This is a genomic window from Acinetobacter sp. 3657, assembly GCF_031456775.1.
Lineage (GTDB): Bacteria > Pseudomonadota > Gammaproteobacteria > Pseudomonadales > Moraxellaceae > Acinetobacter.
Genome location: NZ_JAVDVH010000004.1, coordinates 106,744 through 127,530 on the forward strand (window position 1 = coordinate 106,744; position 20,787 = coordinate 127,530).

General features: G+C 39.6%; 20 protein-coding genes and 1 other RNA gene. 8 read left to right on the plus strand and 13 right to left on the minus strand.

Going from position 1 to position 20,787, the window contains the following annotated elements:
* Nucleotides 1-21 precede the first annotated feature (21 nt).
* Together J2Y37_RS06355 and J2Y37_RS06360 are read right to left on the minus strand one after the other, a co-directional pair.
* Nucleotides 22-876, minus strand: coding sequence for a MaoC/PaaZ C-terminal domain-containing protein (locus J2Y37_RS06355; protein WP_349032265.1), 855 nt, complete (start codon nt 874-876; stop codon nt 22-24).
* A gap of 143 nt (nt 877-1,019) precedes the next feature.
* Complete coding sequence (locus J2Y37_RS06360; protein ID WP_004671554.1) at nt 1,020-2,411, minus strand: 3-oxoacyl-ACP reductase; 1,392 nt, start codon at nt 2,409-2,411, stop codon at nt 1,020-1,022.
* 224 nt (nt 2,412-2,635) lie between these two features.
* On the opposite strand from J2Y37_RS06360, the gene J2Y37_RS06365 reads away from it, so the two are divergent.
* A complete protein-coding gene (locus J2Y37_RS06365; protein ID WP_004671556.1) occupies nt 2,636-4,165 on the plus strand; it encodes an acetyl-CoA C-acetyltransferase in 1,530 nt (509 codons plus the stop codon).
* Nucleotides 4,166-4,265: 100 nt separating this feature from the next.
* Here J2Y37_RS06365 and J2Y37_RS06370 read toward each other — a convergent pair whose 3' ends face one another.
* The 3 genes from J2Y37_RS06370 to J2Y37_RS06380 are packed head-to-tail and all read right to left on the minus strand — an operon-like array spanning nt 4,266 to nt 6,258.
* The gene (locus J2Y37_RS06370) at nt 4,266-5,054 is read right to left on the minus strand and encodes a glutathione S-transferase N-terminal domain-containing protein (RefSeq protein ID WP_349032266.1); all 789 of its coding nucleotides are present in this window, start codon (nt 5,052-5,054) and stop codon (nt 4,266-4,268) included.
* Between the two features lie 13 nt (nt 5,055-5,067).
* The gene (gene rraA / locus J2Y37_RS06375) at nt 5,068-5,580 is read right to left on the minus strand and encodes a ribonuclease E activity regulator RraA (RefSeq protein ID WP_349032267.1); all 513 of its coding nucleotides are present in this window, start codon (nt 5,578-5,580) and stop codon (nt 5,068-5,070) included.
* A 12-nt stretch (nt 5,581-5,592) separates the two neighbouring features.
* Nucleotides 5,593-6,258 (minus strand): NAD(P)H-binding protein, encoded by a 666-nt coding sequence (locus J2Y37_RS06380; protein WP_241322657.1) that lies wholly within the window; start codon nt 6,256-6,258, stop codon nt 5,593-5,595.
* Between the two features lie 210 nt (nt 6,259-6,468).
* Here J2Y37_RS06380 and rpsT point away from each other — a divergent pair, with 210 nt between their 5' ends.
* Nucleotides 6,469-6,735: a 30S ribosomal protein S20 gene (gene rpsT, locus J2Y37_RS06385; protein ID WP_004671564.1), complete on the plus strand. Its 267-nt coding sequence runs from the start codon at nt 6,469-6,471 to the stop codon at nt 6,733-6,735.
* Between the two features lie 45 nt (nt 6,736-6,780).
* Here the strand turns inward: rpsT and J2Y37_RS06390 are convergent, their stop codons facing one another.
* The 4 genes from J2Y37_RS06390 to J2Y37_RS06405 all read right to left on the minus strand — a co-directional run bounded on the left by J2Y37_RS06390 (nt 6,781) and on the right by J2Y37_RS06405 (nt 12,772).
* Nucleotides 6,781-8,052 carry a hypothetical protein gene (locus J2Y37_RS06390; RefSeq protein ID WP_349032268.1) on the minus strand — a complete coding sequence of 424 codons (1,272 nt, stop codon included), beginning with the start codon at nt 8,050-8,052 and terminating at the stop codon, nt 6,781-6,783.
* A 209-nt stretch (nt 8,053-8,261) separates the two neighbouring features.
* Nucleotides 8,262-10,946, minus strand: coding sequence for a M66 family metalloprotease (locus J2Y37_RS06395; RefSeq protein WP_349032269.1), 2,685 nt, complete (start codon nt 10,944-10,946; stop codon nt 8,262-8,264).
* Nucleotides 10,947-11,129: 183 nt separating this feature from the next.
* A complete protein-coding gene (locus J2Y37_RS06400) occupies nt 11,130-11,861 on the minus strand; it encodes a phosphoglycerate mutase family protein (RefSeq protein WP_034595050.1) in 732 nt (243 codons plus the stop codon).
* A 53-nt stretch (nt 11,862-11,914) separates the two neighbouring features.
* Nucleotides 11,915-12,772 carry a 3'(2'),5'-bisphosphate nucleotidase CysQ gene (locus J2Y37_RS06405; protein WP_349032270.1) on the minus strand — a complete coding sequence of 286 codons (858 nt, stop codon included), beginning with the start codon at nt 12,770-12,772 and terminating at the stop codon, nt 11,915-11,917.
* Nucleotides 12,773-12,783: 11 nt separating this feature from the next.
* Here J2Y37_RS06405 and J2Y37_RS06410 point away from each other — a divergent pair, with 11 nt between their 5' ends.
* From J2Y37_RS06410 to J2Y37_RS06425, 4 genes are all read left to right on the plus strand, one after another.
* A complete protein-coding gene (locus tag J2Y37_RS06410; RefSeq protein ID WP_349032271.1) occupies nt 12,784-13,482 on the plus strand; it encodes an HAD-IA family hydrolase in 699 nt (232 codons plus the stop codon).
* Nucleotides 13,466-13,894: a S4 domain-containing protein gene (locus J2Y37_RS06415; RefSeq protein WP_004671577.1), complete on the plus strand. Its 429-nt coding sequence runs from the start codon at nt 13,466-13,468 to the stop codon at nt 13,892-13,894. The genes J2Y37_RS06410 and J2Y37_RS06415 overlap by 17 nt, the downstream gene beginning before the upstream one ends.
* A gap of 160 nt (nt 13,895-14,054) precedes the next feature.
* On the plus strand, nt 14,055-15,098 hold the full coding sequence (recA, locus tag J2Y37_RS06420; protein WP_005197335.1) for a recombinase RecA: 1,044 nt from the start codon (nt 14,055-14,057) through the stop codon (nt 15,096-15,098).
* 42 nt (nt 15,099-15,140) lie between these two features.
* On the plus strand, nt 15,141-15,623 hold the full coding sequence (locus J2Y37_RS06425) for a regulatory protein RecX (RefSeq protein WP_349032272.1): 483 nt from the start codon (nt 15,141-15,143) through the stop codon (nt 15,621-15,623).
* Between the two features lie 24 nt (nt 15,624-15,647).
* Here J2Y37_RS06425 and ffs read toward each other — a convergent pair.
* Nucleotides 15,648-15,744: signal recognition particle sRNA small type (gene ffs, locus J2Y37_RS06430), an RNA gene on the minus strand.
* Between the two features lie 323 nt (nt 15,745-16,067).
* On the opposite strand from ffs, the gene J2Y37_RS06435 reads away from it, so the two are divergent.
* Nucleotides 16,068-16,874 carry a YbgF trimerization domain-containing protein gene (locus J2Y37_RS06435; RefSeq protein WP_004671582.1) on the plus strand — a complete coding sequence of 269 codons (807 nt, stop codon included), beginning with the start codon at nt 16,068-16,070 and terminating at the stop codon, nt 16,872-16,874.
* Nucleotides 16,875-16,936: 62 nt separating this feature from the next.
* Here the strand turns inward: J2Y37_RS06435 and J2Y37_RS06440 are convergent, their stop codons facing one another.
* The 3 genes from J2Y37_RS06440 to J2Y37_RS06450 all read right to left on the minus strand — a co-directional run bounded on the left by J2Y37_RS06440 (nt 16,937) and on the right by J2Y37_RS06450 (nt 19,844).
* Nucleotides 16,937-18,808 carry a SurA N-terminal domain-containing protein gene (locus J2Y37_RS06440; RefSeq protein WP_349032273.1) on the minus strand — a complete coding sequence of 624 codons (1,872 nt, stop codon included), beginning with the start codon at nt 18,806-18,808 and terminating at the stop codon, nt 16,937-16,939.
* A gap of 139 nt (nt 18,809-18,947) precedes the next feature.
* On the minus strand, nt 18,948-19,220 hold the full coding sequence (locus tag J2Y37_RS06445; RefSeq protein WP_004639426.1) for an HU family DNA-binding protein: 273 nt from the start codon (nt 19,218-19,220) through the stop codon (nt 18,948-18,950).
* A gap of 168 nt (nt 19,221-19,388) precedes the next feature.
* Nucleotides 19,389-19,844, minus strand: coding sequence for a phasin family protein (locus tag J2Y37_RS06450; protein ID WP_004671587.1), 456 nt, complete (start codon nt 19,842-19,844; stop codon nt 19,389-19,391).
* Nucleotides 19,845-20,050: 206 nt separating this feature from the next.
* Between J2Y37_RS06450 and J2Y37_RS06455 the strand changes: the two genes are divergently transcribed.
* A complete protein-coding gene (locus tag J2Y37_RS06455; protein WP_004671588.1) occupies nt 20,051-20,698 on the plus strand; it encodes a hypothetical protein in 648 nt (215 codons plus the stop codon).
* Nucleotides 20,699-20,787: the final 89 nt, after the last annotated feature.

Here is a 20,787-nt window from a genome sequence, read left to right on the forward strand (position 1 = left end):
AATTTAGCATGCTATTTCGTATTAAAGCGCTTTCACTGTACCTGCAACATGAGGCTTTTTAGATTTCACATTACGAATCAAAAAGTCAGTTTGCTTGGCTTCAGTAGCAGTTAAAAATTCAACTTTTGAAGGCAAATACATTGGTAATTTGAACCAAACGTCAGCTTCATAAGCCTCTGGAAGCTCCATATTTGCCAAAGCTTTTGCTTTGCTCCACATCCCGTGTGCAATGGCTTGTTTAAAACCAAACGCTTTCGCAGTGATCGCATGAATATGAATCAGGTTAAAATCTCCTGAAATCTTCGCATAACGGCGACCTGTATTTTCTGAGATGTCCCATTCTGCTTGAACTTCATAAGCAGGTGCTTGAGTCTCTTTGGCTTTCTCAGCCGCTTTTTTCTCAGTTTTTTGGCGAGATAGGTAAGTCGTTAAGCTTTCCATTACCACTTCACCACCGACCTTAGCTGTGGTGATAAAATCAAACTGTAAGCCTTTATCATGTGGCTGAAGTTCACCGAATTTGCATGACAAGGTAATTTGTTCATTTACACCAATTTTGCGTGTCTGTTTGATTTGGTTGCGAATATGCACCAATCCCAAAATCGCAAATGGAAATGCTTCACTGGTCATCATGTGCATTTGCAAACTTTGGGATAAAACAGCTAAATAGATCGCAGGTACCAAACCATCATTTTTAAAACCACAGATTTCGTTGTAGCTTTCTAAATGCTTCGCATCAATCTGAAGTGTATCCACTACATATTCGACTTGTGGAAGTACTTTTTCGCCTTTTGGCTTTTTGAAAATTAAACCTTGAATGACTTTTGGATAAGCTAAGTAAGGTTTTGGTAATTGACTAAAATGACGTGTATTCATAATAAACCTTTTTATATTTTAGGAATCCTCCCCAACCCTCCTTTCATAAAGGAGGGAGTTTCCGCAAATTATATAGGTTTTAATTTTTAGGAATTCCCCTCTTGTTTAAAGAGGGGTTAGGGGAGATTTTAAGACTCTGGTGATTAAGCACCTAACAAGCTTTGACCACATACGCGAACAACGTTACCCGTCACACCTGTTGAACCCGTAGAAGCATACCAAGCAATCGCTTCAGCCACATCTACAGGTAAACCACCTTGGTTCATCGAGTTCATACGGCGACCTGCTTCACGAATCGCGAAAGGAATTGCAGCCGTCATCTGAGTTTCAATGAAACCAGGTGCAACAGCATTGATGGTAATGCCGTTCTTTAATGTTGGCGCAGTAAATTTCACTAAGCCAATCACACCTGCTTTAGAAACAGCATAGTTAGTTTGACCCAAGTTACCTGCGATACCACTGATTGATGATACACAAACGATACGGCCATTTGCATTTAAACCATCATTTGATAGTAAGTAATCGTTAACACGCTCGATCGCAGACAAATTAATGTTGATCACAAGATCCCACAGCTCTGGCTTCATGTTTGCCAAAGTCTTGTCACGGGTAATACCTGCGTTATGAACAATAACGTCTAAACCACCTTGTTTTGCAGCAGCAGTTTTGATTTTCTCACCAGCATCAGCAGCAGTAATATCAATCGCCAAAACTGAACCACCAATTGAACCTGCAACACGCTCAAGATCAGCTTGCTGTTGTGGAACGTCCAAGCAAATCACGTGCGCGCCATCACGTGCAAGCACATGTGCAATCGCCTCACCGATACCACGGCTTGCACCAGTAACTAGAGCAGTTTTACCTGCTAATGGTTTCGCCCAATCTAAATCAACAGTATCAGCTTTAGAAACACGGATCACTTGACCAGATACATAAGCAGAACGCGGAGAAATTAAGAAACGTAAAGTTGATTCAAGATTCGCTTCAGCGCCTTGATCGACATAAACAACTTGAGCAGTAATGCCCTTTTTAAACTCTTTGCCTGCTGACTTGACGAAACCTTCTAACGCACGTTGCGCAATCGCTTGTTTTACTGTTTTAGCAGTTTCAGGTGTTGTACCAATGACAATGACACGACCTGAACTTGAAATTTGACGCGCGATTGGATTAAAGAAGTTATACAATTCTTTAAGTTGTTCAGAATCTTGAATACCAGAAGCATCAAATACAACCGCTTTAAATTTAGATTCTTTATCATCTGCATTAAGTGGACGAAGATTTAACCCTACTTTTGCAGCAGTTTGTTGTAATTCAACATTATTACCCACATAGCTATCTGCATGGATATTGCTAAGCACTTGAGCAATTGCGCCAGAAATTGTGCTTGAAGGTGCTGCGCCAAGCAAAACTGCACCATTCACAACTGGTTGAGCGCTTTCAAAACGATCTAACGAAACTGGTGATGGTAAACCTAGATTTTTTACGACAAATTTACCTAAAGGTGATTGCGTAAATGCTTGGTATTGATCAGTCATGGTTATTATCTCTCATACAAATGAATTTGTTACAAACACATGCATCATGTTAGTGAAATAACATGAAATCAATGTCTGATTGACTCACAACAAATCATACTTGAGTTCATGTTCCGATGTCTTGACCTGAATGTGGTCTAAAGCGTCATTCTAGTCAATACCGCAATATCGTAAATATGCTATTGTTATAGCAAGAATATCGCAATTATGCTTGGAAAAGCCTTATGAGCAAAACAACTCAAGAAAATCCAGCAGTCGAGAATTCTGCTCAAGAGACTGTGTCAAATACATCAAAAGCAACTCCTACCAAGAGTAAGAGTGCTGGCACGACTCCTAAAGCAGCAAGTACGGCAACTAAAACGACTCGCGTTCGTTCTACGAGTCGTAGTACCAAAAGCACTGCATCTGCTACATCTACAAAAGCTGCTACAGCTAAAGCAACCAAACCTTCTGTTCAACAGGATAAAAAAACCATGAGCCAAAACAATGTTCGTCGTGTAGCCATTATTGGCGGTAATCGTATTCCATTTGCTCGCTCAAATGGCGCTTATTTTAAAGCCTCTAATATGGATATGCTAACGGCTGCATTAAATGGTTTAGTTGAACGTTTTAACCTACAAGGTCAGCGTTTAGGTGAAGTGGTTGCTGGTGCTGTATTAAAACACAGCCGTGACTTTAATATGACACGTGAATGTGTTTTAAACACTCAACTTGCACCAGAAACACCTGCTTTTGATATTCAACAAGCATGTGGTACTGGTTTACAAGCTGCATTCCTTGTTGCAAACAAAATTGCACTAGGTCAAATCGAAGTCGGTATCGCAGGTGGTGTAGATACAACTTCTGATGCGCCTATCGCTTTCGGTGATGGTTTACGTAAAGCTTTACTTGAGCTGAACATCGCTAAAACAGGTAAAGATCGTTTAAAAGCACTCTCTAAAATCAATCTAAAAGATTTGATGGATGCACCTAAAAATGGTGAGCCACGTACTGGTCTTGCAATGGGTGATCATGCTGCAATCACAGCATTAGAGTGGAATATTGCACGTGAAGCGCAAGACGAACTTGCTGCCTCTTCTCACCAAAAAATGGCAAAAGCATACGAAGAAGGTTTCTTCGATGACTTAATCACACCATTTATGGGTTTAAGTCGTGATAACAATTTACGTGCTGACTCTACTGCTGAGAAATTAGCTAAATTAAAACCAGTATTTGGTAAGGGTGAAGCTGCGACGATGACAGCAGGTAACTCTACTCCACTTACTGATGGTGCTTCTTGTGTTCTTTTAGCTTCTGAAGAGTGGGCTAAAGCGAATGGTCACGAAGTCCTTGCTTACTTAACTTTCTCTGAAACTGCTGCGGTAGATTTCGTAGGTAAGAAAGAAGGCTTGTTGATGGCTCCTGCTTATGCCGTTCCACGTATGCTTGAGCGTGCTGGTCTTAAACTTCAAGATTTCGACTACTATGAAATCCACGAAGCTTTTGCATCACAAGTTCTTTCTACTTTGAAGGCTTGGGAAGATGAGAAATTCTGCAAAGAGCGTTTAGGTTTAGACGCACCTTTGGGTTCAATTGACATGAGCAAACTTAACGTTAAAGGTTCTTCTTTAGCGGCTGGTCACCCATTTGCTGCAACTGGCGGTCGTATCATCGCTACTGCTGCTAAACTATTGAATCAAAAAGGTTCAGGTCGTGTACTCGTTTCGATCTGTGCTGCTGGTGGTCAAGGTGTAACAGCAATTATTGAAAAATAATTTCTAAGCTGGTACTCAAAAAAGCTGAATCATTTGATTCAGCTTTTTTATACATCAATAAAAAAGGCATCTTCTAAAAGACGCCTTTCAATCATTTATTTTATTTTCCGTACTGCTTTTTCAGATATTCAACAATCTTCGCTGATTCAAACATTTTCATGCCTGTATTTGGATCGACCAAATAAGGTACTTGAATATCCCGCCCCATCACTTCAACGGCTTTTTCCCGCTTACCATTTGGCAATGGAATATATTGCCCCGGTTTTAAACGTAATATCGCTGGTCCCATATCTTGCCAACGCTCTTTGGGCACATTACGCAAAATATAAGGCAGCTCTAATTCAGTTAAAACTTCTCGAACTAAACGTGTATATGGACTCGCCTCAAAGCTCCACAACTCCAATAATTGCTCAGGTTCAGGACGATCAATAATCTGTTTATTAATCCAAACACCACGTGCTGCATTGGCAACAGTCGCTAGAGTCGACACATAAGGAAGCTTAGGATAATGACTAAATTTCTTCGGCGTCTGCCCTGTTTTTCCATAATGCTTAAAAAGATGATGAATAATTTCTTGTGATTCATAAAGCTGATCACCGGTATTCTCATCAATCAAAAATGGAAACTGTCTTTTTCCACCCTTTTCTTTTACGATCTTACGATATTTTTGACCACCTTTAGGACATGGATAAATTTCCACATCTAAATTCAATAAGGTAATAACTTCACGGACACGACGGCAAAATGGTGAACCTTCGAACTCGTATAGCTTAATAGAGTTTGTTGGTTGGTTCGGAAATGGAGTTCCTGATACTCCACGTCCACCCTCTATCAGCGTTGCGAGTACAGATTGTAAAACCTTAAATTGATGATTCACCATTTTAAGCATGTAATTATCCTTTTTAGCAGTCGACTAATTTTTCTTTTGCGATCACGATTCCATTATTATCTGCATAGATATAATCACCAGAATTGATCGTCACACCACCAAAATACAGTGCAATATCAACTTCACCTATGCCCTTACGGTTACTTTTTTGCGGAATTGCAGCCAATGCATGCACACCCAAATCAAGCTCCGCTATTGCATCCACATCGCGTACACAGCCGTATATCACCACACCATTCCAGTGGTTCTTTACAGCGGACTCAGCGATCAAGTCACCCATCAATGCACAACGCATCGAAGCACCACCATCAACAACCAATACTTTTCCAGTACCCTCTGTTGCTAAAAGCTCTTTTACTCGTGAATTATCCTCAAAACACTTCACCGTTACGATTTGCCCACCAAAAGTCTTACGTGCGCCATAACTTTTAAAAAACTTACCATCCATCGATGGCGTTATTACTTGTAAGTCTTTTTCAGGATTATCATCTAACAAATCACACGTCACAAAAACTGCTGTTGTCACCGAAGTTCTCCATTATTGGGTCTGTTGTATACTCAAATTATCGTACAGCTTAAAAGCCGCAGTTTGGGTCAGAGCTGAAACAAGCATAGTATGCGCCAATTGCTCAGCGGTTACAGGCTTAAATTTAAACGGTTTCGTCCATTTTTTTTCAACCAATTTAAATAAAGTTTGTGCCATATCTTCTACAAAACGCATCTCACTGCGTTTACCAATTAAAAGCGAAGGTTGGAAAATAGATAGCTTATAAATAGATAAGCTTTTTAAGTAATCTTCTAGCTCACCTTTGACTTTATTATAGAAAACTGGTGAATTAGCATTCGCTCCTAAGGCACTCACAATTAAAAAATGAATATTTTTATCCTGAATTAAATCAGCAAAATGAGCGTTAATTTCGTAGTCTATTGCATAAAATGCTTGTTTTGATCCCGCTTGTTTGATCGTACTTCCCAGACAACTGAACGCATGGGTATAAGCATTGACATCCTCATCATTGAGTAAAAGTAAATCTTCTACAACAAGCTGTGTAACTTTAGGATAAGCGTCTAATATATCTGATTTTTTACGTACAACCACAGTTACAGAATGAAATTCATCAGACTGCTGTAACTCATTGACCAAGGCCTGACCCACCAAACCAGTTGCACCAATTACGATTGCTTTTTTATCACCGATGCTCATTTATAGTTCTTCCAATTCATCATTTAGATTAATGTAACGTTTTCTTGTGCGATTATCATCTGTTAAATGCACTTAAAAACATTACAAGGCTTGACTTCGGGGCGTAGTTTCCTCAAAATATGCCACTTGTTTACGGGCTGGTGAATGTTGCCAATTATTTGGTTTTAACTTCAGCCCGCCCAGACCAACTTATTTTTAAGGAGTGCACGAGTGGCAAACTCTGCTCAAGCTAAAAAACGTGCTCGTCAAAACGTTAAAGCACGCAAACACAACGCAAGCTTGCGTTCTATGGTTCGTACTTACATCAAGCGTACAGTAAATGCGATCGCTGCTGGTGACTATACAGTTGCTTCAGAAGCTTACAAAACAGCTGTTCCAGTAATCGACCGTATGGCTGACAAAGGCATCATCCACAAAAATAAAGCAGCTCGTCATAAGAGCCGCTTAAACGCACAAGTTAAAGCTTTGGCTAACTAATTTGATGCAAGTAAAAAAGCCCGTTTTCGGGCTTTTTTATTGTCTTTAATTTTTGATATAGGGCTGCAACCCCGTCCCCGCATCTTTTACGATTTTCATCAGCTTTTGACTGAACTTATAACTTTCTTCCAATAATCCCAAGTCATGCGCACGCGCTTTATTCTGTGTAAGTAATACTTTATGGTTCTGATAGCACCGCTCTAATTGCACTGTATCTTGACTCAAAGCAATCATCATCAGCTCAAAGCGAAAATCCAAATCAATCCTTATATCTGGCGGCATATCGCCATAAGCCCAAGCCTGTAGAGCTTGAAGTCGCCCTTGCCCCAAATGGAAAAAGATAAAATTGATATACGCATTTAGATTTCTAAAAAAATCCTGAATATCGGCTTCACTATCCCATCGCCCAATCAAGCTAAAACACACATCAGCACGTCCACCCGATGTTGAACACTGATAAATATCCATAGAACGTAAACGGAAAATTAAACGCTCAGGTAACTGTTCCTGTAAGTGTTGAGGAATAAAATAGTCGGTAAAATCCATTGCAAAGGATAGCATTGGACTCACTGTTAGTTTTCTTAGCACCATTTTTAACTGATAAAAGACACCAGCTTGCTTTTGCGTTAGCAGGAAACAGCGATAGCCCGTATCTAAAGCCAATTCAGGACGCCCTAAGTTTCCCCAATTAGCAATAAAGTCATGCGCGATATTAAAAACATCAAGTTGTAAGTCCTTGGTATAGGCTTGATGCTCAAACCAATGGGTAATGAGTTGTTCAGCCTCTGGCATCGTTTTCGGTGCTTGAAAATGTCCATCTTCCCAAGCCAATATCGGTTGAGCATCGAGCTGCTTTGTTTGTTGGACCTCTAATGGCTCTAGTAGATAAGGTTGCAGCATTTGTTCAACTGCATTTTCTGGCGATTGCAATTCACCAATTGCCCACACATTATAATTTGGCTCATAAAAGCCAACCCCAGTTTCACGTACCGCCTCATAAAACACGCGGTACACTGCATCATTCTGTGCATCTTGAGCTAACGCTTTTAATTGAATAACGGCGCAGACATTTTGTGAGAATTCTTCTTTAATGCTCTGAATCCATTGCTGGGTTTGTTCAGGGAAAAAAGATTGATTTTGTGGATCGCAAATTTTATCTGCGAACAGTGAAAGCCATGCCCGTAGTGTTTTTCCATGACTAGGAATGTGGCTATATTGTTGATGTAATTCAAATGCCACTTGATGTGAGTTATCTTCTGAGGGAACTTTACCTGTGAAAATTTCAGGCTCCCACAAATAAATCGTGTTTAATGACATATTTTTATCCATTTATGTGTCTAATTTCTCTTTTTATTTTCATATAATGACGAATAAAAATGATTTTTAAAAGCAAATTCTTTATTTTTATAAGCAAGACCTATTGAAATTTCAATAGGTCTAATCTTGTCCTTATCATCAAAAGCAATCGTAATATTTATAAAGAGCCATATATCAAACGGCTACTACCCGAACAATCCCCAAAGGTATCAAGGACTGACCGATAACGAGGTTACTAACGCTAAGTTTTTCGCTGAAAGCCCCGTGAGCATTAAACTATGGTTAACTGCAGGAATCGTCCACTTTTGATTTGCTCCACCCGTACAAGCATAACGAATTAACCGTGCACGTTGATTTATTAGATTGCCACCCTCCAAATCAAAACATTGATTCGCTTGCTTAATCGTTTGGGATGATAAGTCCATCGACCAAACCTGAGTGCTCAGATCACGACCACATGGCATGAGATTGATTACATTGCCTGCTGTCGTTGTTAAACATTGGTCAACATATTTTTTATTGTGGATTTTGCCTAGAGCATCATATATCCACTGTTCAGCATCATCCCCAATACAGCCGCTTGCAGCAGTGATAAATGCATTTAACTTGCCATTTTCTAATTGTTCCGCTTTTAGACAATGCGTTCGGTTCATCAAAGTCACAGCCGAATTCAGATTAAAGTCACTTTTTAATCCAAGCTTTTCAACAAATAAATTAAAGGCACTCACTGCGTCAGCATCGAGATTGCTTAGTTCTTCGTGATAAAGACTCATCCAGCGATTTAACCGATTCAAAGTTGTCTGTTGTTGAATATATCGAGACATTTCATTTTGAGCAGCAACTGAAAGTTGATCTTTAAACGAGCGATATGAATCAAAAAGTAACTTTGACTCTGGAGATAAGCTCACCACAGCGTTCCCTTTATTTTCGAGTAGCGCCTGCTCAAATTGTGGCAATTCAATTGCTCTTAAAGCGGAATAGCCCACTGCTTTGCCTATTTCAACATAAGGCGCTACAGTCGTTATATCGTTCATCGGCACAATCATTGTTGACAGCAAAGTGGCTGCCTGATTGTCTTTTTTACAATATAAATTTACTTTCTGTGGAGCATCACTTTGTGCAAGGTTGATATGGAATTTATTTGCATGACTATTTGCATTTACCCGTTGCGGCGCTAGAGCAATATTTTGACTGCCTTTTGCGAACTGAACATTGAGCCAACAATTCGCTGACACATTACTTGGATCAACCTGTGGCAAATCAAATACATTGCCCCAGTTGCCTTTTGCCGCAGGATAAATCAATCCAATCTGATTATCTGGATCATACCCGCCCAAAATCGTATAAACAGGTACCCCAAATAATCGTGGTTTTAAATAGTTCCCATCAGCACTGTTGTACCAAACATTTGATGAACGTGGCGTTTTAGGTTGGCTAACCGCCATGATTCGAGTGGTTGAATTCCATTTTTTATAACCCGTTGGAGAGTTCACATCCCAAACATAACGATCAAGTGCAGGTTGAATTTTTGAATAAGTGCTATAACCAGTGTAATGAGTATATTTAGAAATACTACTGGTCGTTGCGCCCCCAGACATAGCATCCCAGCCATAAGCATATTTATTCAAAAAATTGGGTACACCATTATTACCATCGCCAAGATTTGTCGTGGTCCAATTTAAATTACTACGCATCTTATTTCTAAAGGCAATATACCCCCAACCACTATCGGCATGATGGGCTGCCCAAAACATATTCTCACCAACCGAACCTGGATAATGCCCTAATCCAAAATGATGACCAATTTCATGGCTAAACTCATTGCCCACAGAATCAATTAGCGTCAGCATGCCATTACCACCACTTAAACCATGTGTAACATCGCCATTGCTATATTTTCCGCGCGCATAATGCGCGATCACGCTTTGAGTGAGCTGTGGTTGTTCTTGACTTGCCATCGATGCACTGGTCACTCCCCAGTTCGCTAAGTTAATACCGACACCGAAGGTTGATTTAGCTGTGTTCTCACGCATATCACCACTATAGACATCACCCTTAGTAGCACTGGCAGTATCGTAAATAACACCACTTGCAACCATGACTTTATCAAGTTTAAGGTCATCGTACTTCGTTACAATCATGCGAGCAGCTGGAATGGTTTGGAAATAGTCCGTTCCAGCTTTCTCAGGTGCTAACAACATATAATGACCATTTGATTTCGGCGGATCAGTTAACAAACCCAAACGAATATTTTGTACAACCAGCTCAGCAGGCGCTGCAAAGTCAATATCTTCTGCACGTAAATCACCATTTCGCTGATTGAATGGATCAATGACTTTGATACTTAAACCTGCCCGAATCTCATCCCACTTTAAAGCAGCAGTCCATGCACGTTTTGAATAACTCACAGGTGGACGTCCATCAGAATTGGATTGATCCGATGCAGCAATTTGCGAAGGTTCGGTTAAACGAATCGTTCTTAAAAGTTTATTTTCATAATAAATTTCAGCGTCTAAAGCCTGAATTTCTCCCATTTCTACTAATGGAGATACCAGCAACAAAGCCTCCTTTTCACTGGTCAGCCGTGGCATATAGTCTTTTTCATTGTTATTTGGATTGACTACATGGTTTTGTGCAAACTGAACCATCGCTGCGAAACTGCCATTTAGATCGTTTCGTAAAGTTCGAGTTTGACCTAATTTGTCATAATCATAAAAACCCAAAGTGGACTCATCAATCATATCCCGATTCGATTCTGGATATTTATCTAATACAGAAGGAATCGTACTTTTATCATCCCCAACTGCACTTTTTGTTTCCCCACTTCCGCCACCACAAGCCAGCAACATAACTGGAAGTAAACAAGCTGTTAAATACTTAAGTCGCAATTGCATCACATTCCCCAAATTAAAATACAATGAATTATCGTTAGTGATAAATTTTGTGAAATAGTTAATTCAATAAAATCATATATTTATTTATAATATCAGCTTAATTTTATCGCTGTTAATTAATTTTTAAATTTAAAAGAGATAAAAACTTCTATACGAATGATGCCTTATCAACCAATATAGATTTTATTTATTTTGAAAATGCTCAATGATCAACTCTTGTTGCTTACCTCGCCAAATCCATTTCAATTTGCTGCTCGCAAAGTCCTCACCCTCAAACCACACAAATAAGCCCTCCATCATCTCAGGCCAGTCGGTTTGTTCAATTTGATTATTACCTGAAATGACAGCAATGATAGCCGCAAGGATGGTGTCATGGCTGACTGCCAAGCTTAAACCGTTATGATGGGTTGGATGTGTGTGATATAGCAGCTCCAGTACATCAAACACGCCCGTTATTGGATGTTTCATTCCGGGCAAAGCATTATTGACAAAACTATTAATAAAGCCCAATGCGCCTTGTTTACGAAAATATGGCGCGGCTTGTTGGATATCCAAAACAAAACTTCCGGGTTCTACCAACAAACGTTGTTCTACGATTTCAATGGTATGGGTATTTATTGCTTTATGTACCCCATCGGCACCTTCAATCATTAAAGCGGCTGTATCAACACAACGTTGAATCGGACTAGAAATACAATGTTGGATGGCGCGATCTGTATTTTGAATTAAATACTCTCCCCACGCATAAGCCAAATCACGTCCAGATTCAGTCAACTGCAGATCATATCCTGCCAAACCTTGTCCACTCAGCAATTCACGCAAAGAATGGCGAGTAAACAAAGTCACAGGTGTTGAAGCATTGGGGAGTAGATCAATTGCTTCAAACATACTTTTCGGCAATAAATGCAGGGCCATATTTAACATCAAAAAGTGAAATCAATTCCACTATAGCATGAGCTAAATAACTCTCAATCTAAAATGCCCGAATGACTCAAAGCATCATAAGCAATCATTTTACAATCCTGATCCCTAAATGCGATAAAACCGCCATTCAATACCGTTTCACGCTGATTATATAAAAATGGCTTTCCAGCCAAGGTCATTAAACCACCACCAATACTTTCTAAGAAGGCTTGCCCCGAACTGGTGTCCCATTCAGAAGTTGGATGAAAGCGCGGATAAATATCAATTTCACCCTCTAGCATCATACAAAACTTATATGCACTCCCCGCTTCACGACGAATCACTTCATGCTGCTGCAAAATCGGTTCAATAAAATTTTTATATTTGGGGTTTTTACTATTGTGGCTCAGCCCTACCTGAATCGGTGCTGTATTATCATGTTCTTCAATTTGATATTGAAACCATTCTTGGCGGCTAAAACTGTATTTATATGGAAGTTGTGAATGATAACCAATGTACATCACTTGCTCACATGGCACTGCGATGATCGCAAATGTGGTCTGATGATTTTCAATCAAACTGAGATTGATGGTAAATTCATCACGTTCATGAATAAACTCTTTGGTACCATCTAATGGGTCAAGCATCCAACAACGCGGCCATGCTTGTCGGGCTGAATAATCACTCTCTTCTGATAAAACAGGCAAATCAGGTGTAATTTCAGCTAAACGCTTCAATATAAAGTGATTTACTTTCAAATCTGCCTGTGTCACTGGAGAATCGTCACTTTTTTCCTGAATATTAAACTCACCACCCGCACAATAATTTTGATATTCTTCCAGTAATATTTGACTGGCCTGCGCCATAATTGGAACAAGTTGCAAGATGATGTGATCTTGTGGGGCAAGCGTTTTAATAAACATAGATCAACCTTATGTCATATTCAGATTTACAGCAGCCAACGATCATGTTTGATATGGATGGCACATTACTTGATTTAGCTTTTGATGATTTTATTTGGAATCATTGTTTGCCTGAGCGTCATGCACAAGTCCATCAATGCAGTCTTGAGCAAAGCCAACAGACACTATTTCAATTCTACCACCAACATAAGCATACACTATCTTGGTATTCTTCGGCGTATTGGACGGCTAAAGTCGGTGTTGATGTATTGCAACTACAATATGAGCATCGAGATAAAATCCAAGCGCGTATTGGTTGCCATCAACTTCTCGAAAAGCTGACTGCGCAAGGTTATCGTTGCTGGTTATTGACCAATGCTGATCGGGCTGGATTACAGCTTAAACTTGAAAATGTTGAACTTAGCCCTTACTTTGAACTAATGATCAGTAGCGAGGAGTTAGGCTACGCCAAAGAAGATGTAGAATTTTGGCAGAAGCTTCAACAACTTCACCCTTTTGATCCTGCTCGTGCGGTATTTATAGATGATACCGTTGCAGTGCTTAAAGGCGCAGAAAATTTTGGTATCAACCAGTTATTTAGTATCTTACAACCCTCTAGCAGTAAAGCTGCAAGAGTCGCAACTGAGCTACCATATCCTGCCCTTGACCATTTAACTGAACTCTTTGATTATCTTGAAAACACACAGGTAATAGATGCCAAAACAGCATGAACCAACAAGCATGGATGCCATGCGGATTGATAAATGGCTTTGGGCTGCACGTTTCTTTAAAACTCGCTCAATCGCTAAAGCTGCCATAGAAGGCGGAAAAGTACATCACAACAATGAGCGCGTCAAAGTATCAAGAGATGTGCGTGTTGGGATGCAACTCACCATTCAACAAGGTTTTGAGAAAAAAACGGTACTGGTAAAAGCCCTTTCAGCTGTACGCGGTGGCGCGCCAATGGCACAGCAACTTTATGAAGAAACCACTGAAAGTATCGAAAAACGAGAGTTGCAAGCCTCACAGCGAAAATTGCATAATCTAGCCCGACCAGATCATCGACCGAGTAAAAAAGATCGTCGAGATATCAATCGTTTTAAACAGGAAAATACGCAATCATGGACATTCCCTGACGAGTAAAATTTCCGAATTATAGGTGCGTCATCTCGTGTCGCATAGACACAGATACGATGTAGAATAAACCACTAGAATCTGCCACTATACTCAAGTCCCAACAAGTTGAGATTCAATACATCCACTTGGGTTAGTCGTTAAGAAGATAAAGTTTTGAGGTTTTGAGATGGATGATAATAAAAGCAAAGCGCTACAAGCTGCATTGAGCCAAATTGAGAAACAGTTTGGCAAAAATACAGTCATGCGCTTAGGCGATAATACGGTACTAGCAGTTGAAGCTGTTTCTACAGGTTCTCTAACGCTAGATATCGCATTAGGGATTGGCGGATTACCTAAAGGTCGTATCATCGAAATTTACGGCCCAGAATCATCTGGTAAAACCACCATGACATTGCAAGCCATTGCACAATGTCAAAAAACTGGCGGTACCTGTGCATTTATCGATGCTGAGCATGCTCTAGATCCTGAATATGCACGTAAACTCGGTGTAGATATTGATAACCTACTGGTTTCTCAACCAGACAATGGCGAACAAGCCTTAGAAATCGCAGACATGCTCGTTCGCTCGGGTGCGATTGATATGATCGTTGTCGACTCAGTAGCAGCCCTCACCCCGAAAGCCGAAATTGAAGGTGAAATGGGCGACTCCCACATGGGCTTACAAGCGCGTCTGATGAGTCAGGCTTTGCGTAAAATCACAGGTAATGCAAAACGCTCGAACTGCATGGTGATCTTCATTAACCAAATTCGTATGAAGATCGGTGTAATGTTTGGTAGCCCCGAAACCACAACAGGTGGTAATGCACTTAAATTCTATGCGTCTATTCGCCTAGACATTCGTCGTATTGGTGCAGTCAAAGAAGGCGATGAAATTACAGGTAATGAAACGAGAGTCAAAGTTGTTAAAAACAAAATGGCGCCACCTTTTAGAGAAGCTGTTTTCCAAATCATGTATGGTAAAGGTACCAACCAATTGGGTGAACTCGTTGATCTAGCTGTTCAACAAGAAATTGTCCAAAAAGCTGGTGCATGGTATTCATACAAGGGCAACAAGATCGGCCAAGGTAAAAACAACGTGATTCGTCATTTTGAAGAGAATCCGCTTATCGCTCAAGAGATCGAGAAGCTTATTCGTGAACTGCTTTTAACCAAAAATAAAGAAACAGTGCAAACTGAAGATGAAAAAGAACCAGACTTGTTGGAAAGCTAAGCCAAAACGCCCTTCGGGGCGTTTTTATTTCAGAGGGAAAGAATGTTTAATACCCATAAGTCAGAGAAGCCTAAAACACTCACAGGACAAAGACTCCGCTCCTATGCTTTCGCTCTATTGACTCGCCGTGATTATTCACAAGCTGAGCTGATTGAGCGACTTAACCGATATGCAGCCAACCCAGAAGAAGTGAATGATTTAGTTGCAGAATTAGCGCAACAAAACTATCAGAGTGATCAACGTGTAGCCGAACTCACACTTGCAAGCCAAATTCGAAAAGGAAAAGGTTTACAGCGCATTAAACAGGCGCTAAAAAGCAAACAACTCGATGCTGAACTGATTACAGATGAATTAAATGAAGTTAACTGGCTTGAGCAAGCGTATCAACTAAAGATCAAAAAATTTGGACAAGAAATCACCAAGGATCCAAAAATCAAGGCAAAGCAGATTCGTTTTTTACAGTATCGAGGTTTTGATATGGATGTGATTCTAAAAGCGATTGCTCGAACGAGCGATGAAGAATAAGTAGAAATAAAAAAATGGTGGCAACCCTACCAGCATGACTTCGGCACATCATAATTCTACTACCGTTGCTACCTTCCGGTCCTGGCGGGGTTCGTAGAGTACAATTGCGAAGCTACCAGCAGGGCTACCATTGCAAGACAAAGTATAGAGATTTTTATTTGAGTTGCAAGACTTGTCTCTGTTTTTCAGTGAGTTTTTAGTTCAACCGTCTAATTCCTCATCAATTACCATCGTGTTAATCATCCATTTTCAAAAGATGTATAAACATTGAACAACAATAAGCCGATTCCCAGCAAAAGTGCTTGAAGATTGTAAATGCTTATTGCATTTAAACGAGTTGCTGTTTTAATGACTTAATCAGAACCTATATTCGCTGTGTTACATGTAAAGAATGAAGACTTGTTCGCTCACAGCTTTATTTTTCAACTTAATGGATAAATTTTCATGCTAAAGAAGCATTCTGTACTTTTTGTTGCCTTACTCAGCAGTGCACATTTATATGCCAATGTCCCAATTGAATCTCGAGCATTAAGCCAACAGTCTGCCAATACTGGCAATACCGCAAACGTAGGTTCAAACTTAAACTGGGATCTCATCCAGAAGAATCAAAGACTCGAAGAAGAAGTTCGTAAGTTACGCGGTCAACTCGAAGAGCATGACAATGCCATTGAGCAACTCAAAAAAGAACTCACAAATCGCTATACTGATTTAGATCAACGTTTAGAATTACTATCTCAGAAGATTGATCCTCCTGAGGAACATGCAGACGAACCGATTGATGCTTCGCAACCCGTTTCAAATACTGTTACTGCAAGCACACCTGTTGAAGCGCAGCCTCAACCCAGTACGGCAGCAGCCAATATCAATGCGAACAATCAACTAGAGTTAGAAAAAGCCGCGTATACGGTGGCACTAGATGCATACAAACAAGGTGGCGCGAAACAAGCCATTCAGCCGATGCAAAATTTCATTAAAAACCATCCTAACGGAATTTATATTGGGAATGCATATTTTTGGCTGGCAGAGTTTTATCTCGCGATTACTCCAGCCAACTATACTGCTGCCAAACAAAACTATAATACCGTCGTAGATAAATATCCAAATTCTGCAAGAGCCTCACGTGCCCTATATCAACTGTATAGCATCGCAACTGAAGTAGATAAAAATACAGCGCAAGCAAATCAATATAAAACCAAATTGTTGGCTCAATACCCGCAATCAGAAGAAGCTAAATTTATCCAAAAGAAATAATTTTCAACTCTGCATAAAAAAAGCCAGTTTTCTTTAAACTGGCTTTTTTACTTCAATCAAACTTATTTGATTTCCGCTTGCGATTTTAAATATTCAGTATAGTCATCCAAAATTTGTTGCCCGCGGAACTGCTGATAAAGCTTTCTCAACTCTTTCAACTCTTCTGCTGGCAAACCACTTGCTATACTGCTATCAACTTTTGAAACCGCAACAATCACTAGCTCGTTTGGTAGCTTCGTCGCTGTTGCAGACCACATTCCGTCTTTGCTTGGTGCTGCAAGACTAAATGCAGCTCGCTCAATCGCACGTTTCAGGCCTTGAGAGCGCGCAAATGTACCTGCATTTTCAAAAGTCACTTGTGATTTTGCAATCACGTTGGCAGCTGGTTGAGTCTTGAAGTCAGCCAAGGTTGTCGCAACTTTTGCTTGGGCTGCTTTATAAGCCTTCTCTTCAATCACTTTCGCCTTCACCTCTGCCGTGACTTGTGTCAAAGGTTTCGTACCTGCTGGATGATAATCACGAACTTTAATCCAAATGGTATCTCCATTCGCCAATTGGATACTAGATGATGCATTTCGATCACCATTTTTCACATCATCACTAAACAGTTTTGCTTTAACACTTAAATCACTTAACACTGGATCTTGTGTTGCTAAAGTCACTGTTTTAGCAGATTGAATACGCGCACCTTTAACCTCTTGCGCAACCACATCTAAAGAGTCACCACCTACAACCATTTCATTTAAGTTATTGACTGTGTCACTAAACAAATTAGCGACCTTAGTTTTTTCAACTTCTGCGGTTAAACGTGCTTTTTCAGATTCAAACGATGGAATATTTGCTTCTGGTGCATTTGTCTCAATAATATGGTAACCATACTGCGTTTTTACAGGTTTAGAAATTTGTCCATTTTTCAAACCATTTACAGCACTGTCAAAATCAGCTGAGAAAGCACCAGGTGCATAAGCCTCAACCAAACCACCTTGCCCTTTTGAGCTAGGGTCATCAGAGAATTGTGCCGCTGCTTGCGCAAATGTCATCCCTGCTTGGATTTTGGCATAAACATCATTCGCAAGCTTTTGAGCAGCAGCATCACCGCGCTCATCAGCAGTAATCAAGATATGTTTAACTTCACGCTTTACATCTTTTTGTTGTTTTTCCACAAATGCTGCATAAGCTTGTTTTAAATCCGCCTCTGTTACTGCTAGATTTGCTTGAGGAAGCAACGCTGGACTTAGAACCACATAATCCACATCAACACTTGCAACTTGCTTAAATTCATTTTTATGCTTGTTGTAGTAATCAGTGATTTCTTGGTTTGTCGCTGTTACCCCTTTCTTGTAGTCATCTAATTTGATACTTGCTAAATGCAATGTGCGCTGTTCTGTTTGCAGATTTGCTAATTGCTGCAAATCAGACTGACTGACCAATGCATACTCCATCAGCGTTGATGAAACCATCTTCAAAGCATGATCTTGGCGGAGACTCGCGATCAAGCCCTGATTGGTCATGCCAGCAGAGCGTAAATAGTTTTCGTATAATTGTTGAGAAAATTTTCCATTTTCCTGAAAACCAGGCTGTTGAGCCAACATTTGCTCAAGCTGCACATCACTTAAAGAGATACCTAATTTATCTGCTTGTTGCGACAACAAACTACGTGCAACAAGTGCATCTAATGCTTTTTCCTGAATAACAGGAAGATTTAACAGTGACTCATCGCCCTGAACCAAAGATAAATATTGATCTTTATAATTTTTGATCGCACTTTCTAATTCTTTCTTAGAAATATCCTGACCATTTACCGATTTGGCAACATCTACTCTATTGCCGCCACTAAAATATCCTTCAATACCTACAAGTGCTAAAGGGGTCAAAAACAAAACTAATAGGACTTTGCCAAGCCAACCCTTAATGACTGTACGAAATGATTCCATAAGTATTCCAATATTTTATTTCGGGGCAATTTTAACTGAAAAACCAAAGTGAATGAATGCCGAATGAGGATCAAATTAATTTTTTCATTCGATAAATAAAAAACGCACCCAAAATGGTGCGTTTATTGATTTAGAAAGATTACGCAACCGAATCTTTTAAACCCTTACCAGCTTTGAAGCTAGGTACTTTGCTTGCTTTGATTTGAAGCTCTTCACCAGTTTTAGGATTACGACCAGTACGTGCAGCTCGTTCTTTTACGCTAAAAGTACCGAAACCAACTAAAGTAACCGTATCACCTTTTTTAAGTGCTTCAGTGATTGATGCGATTGTCGCGTCAAGTGCCTTACCAGCATCCGACTTAGACACTCCCCCTTTTTCAGCGATCGCATCAATTAATTCTGATTTATTCATGATAAAAAATATCCTCTTAATATCGTTTGTTAAGATCCAAGGCTATAGTTTAAAAGGCCATGCAGCCTTTATAGCAATGCTTTAGGGGAGAACGCAATACTAGAAAGACCTTTTAATTAAAATAAATACCGAAATACGACATAAACGGACGAGTTGCTCGCAATTTTTTTACTTTTTATTCAATTTAGCCTTAAGTTGATCATTTTCTTCGATTAAAGCATCGACTTTAATATGTAGTTGCACCAATAACTGTTCGATATGCTGAAGATCCTTCGGCGTCACCAATCCAATTCGATTTAAAGAGTGATTCACTCCACTATCTAAAATCTTTTCAACCTTATCCTTGGTATCCGTGACAGACTCTTTTGCTTTTTCTGTAACCTTACCTACAGTATTGTCAGCAAAATCTACTGTCTTTGACTCCAACTCTTCGCCAACTTTAACCAATGAGTCGAATAATTTATTTCCTTCTTCCTCAGCGCGAGAAAAAGCCCCTAAACCTGCTAGCCAAATTTGTTGTGTGTATTTTTTAAAATCGAGTGCCGATTTCTTGGAACTCTTTGATTTTAGCTTAGTTCCTGCCTCTGTTTCTTCACTCACATTTTCTCTACTTGCCTTATCCATGAACCATTACTCCTAAGCACTTTACAAACAACATGTCGTATTTAACCATAAAAATGTTTTTATAATATCAAAATTAGGACTTGATCGTTTTAAAAAACTGTTCTACAAAGCAATATAGTCGTGTAAATTGTTTTTAACAGTTGAGTAAGGATACTCAAGTTTACAGGCTTTGTTTTTTGGACTAACTGGTAAGGAAAAAGAGACTCATGCGTGATACGCAACAAAGACATAAACACCCACATTTGTTGCTAAACATTGTCATCATTGTTTTAGAAACTTTTTTCTCTTTCATCCTCACACATGATGCTGCACTACGCTTGCAAGCAAAAAAGTTAATTGATCAAAAAATTACGATTCGTATTAACAGCTACATTCCTTTCTTTGACTTTTATATTCAATTCACAGAAAAAGGCCTGTTGTTTGATATGAAAGCACTCGATCGAAAAGTAGATTTAGAAATTAATAGCACACTTATTGATCTGATTAAGATCTTCGTGTTTAACAATCAACGTAGTATTAACAATATGCGTATTTTAGGCGATGCAACGCTCGCTGAACAATTTACCGATTTAGTTCCTCATTTCACTTTATCGAGCATATTGGTTAACTGGAAACAATGGTTGAACAGCTTTGGTGATGATGCAGATACAATTGCGTCACAGCATCGTATTGCCCCATTACTCGACAAAATTGATCAACAACGTTCCGAAATCAACACATTACTTGTAGAGGTAAAGCAACATCAAAATCGTATTCTCCGTCTACAAAAACGGCAGCGTTTGATCAATATCGGCTTCGCTGTATTGAGCTTTATTTTTATTGCTTTTTTTGTTTATAATGCGTGGATACAATAAATCCAAGTTAATTTACTTTTCACCTGCACAATGGCAATTAAAAAACTTGACTATTTTAGTCGGAATTCATAAAATTTAGACATCTAGTC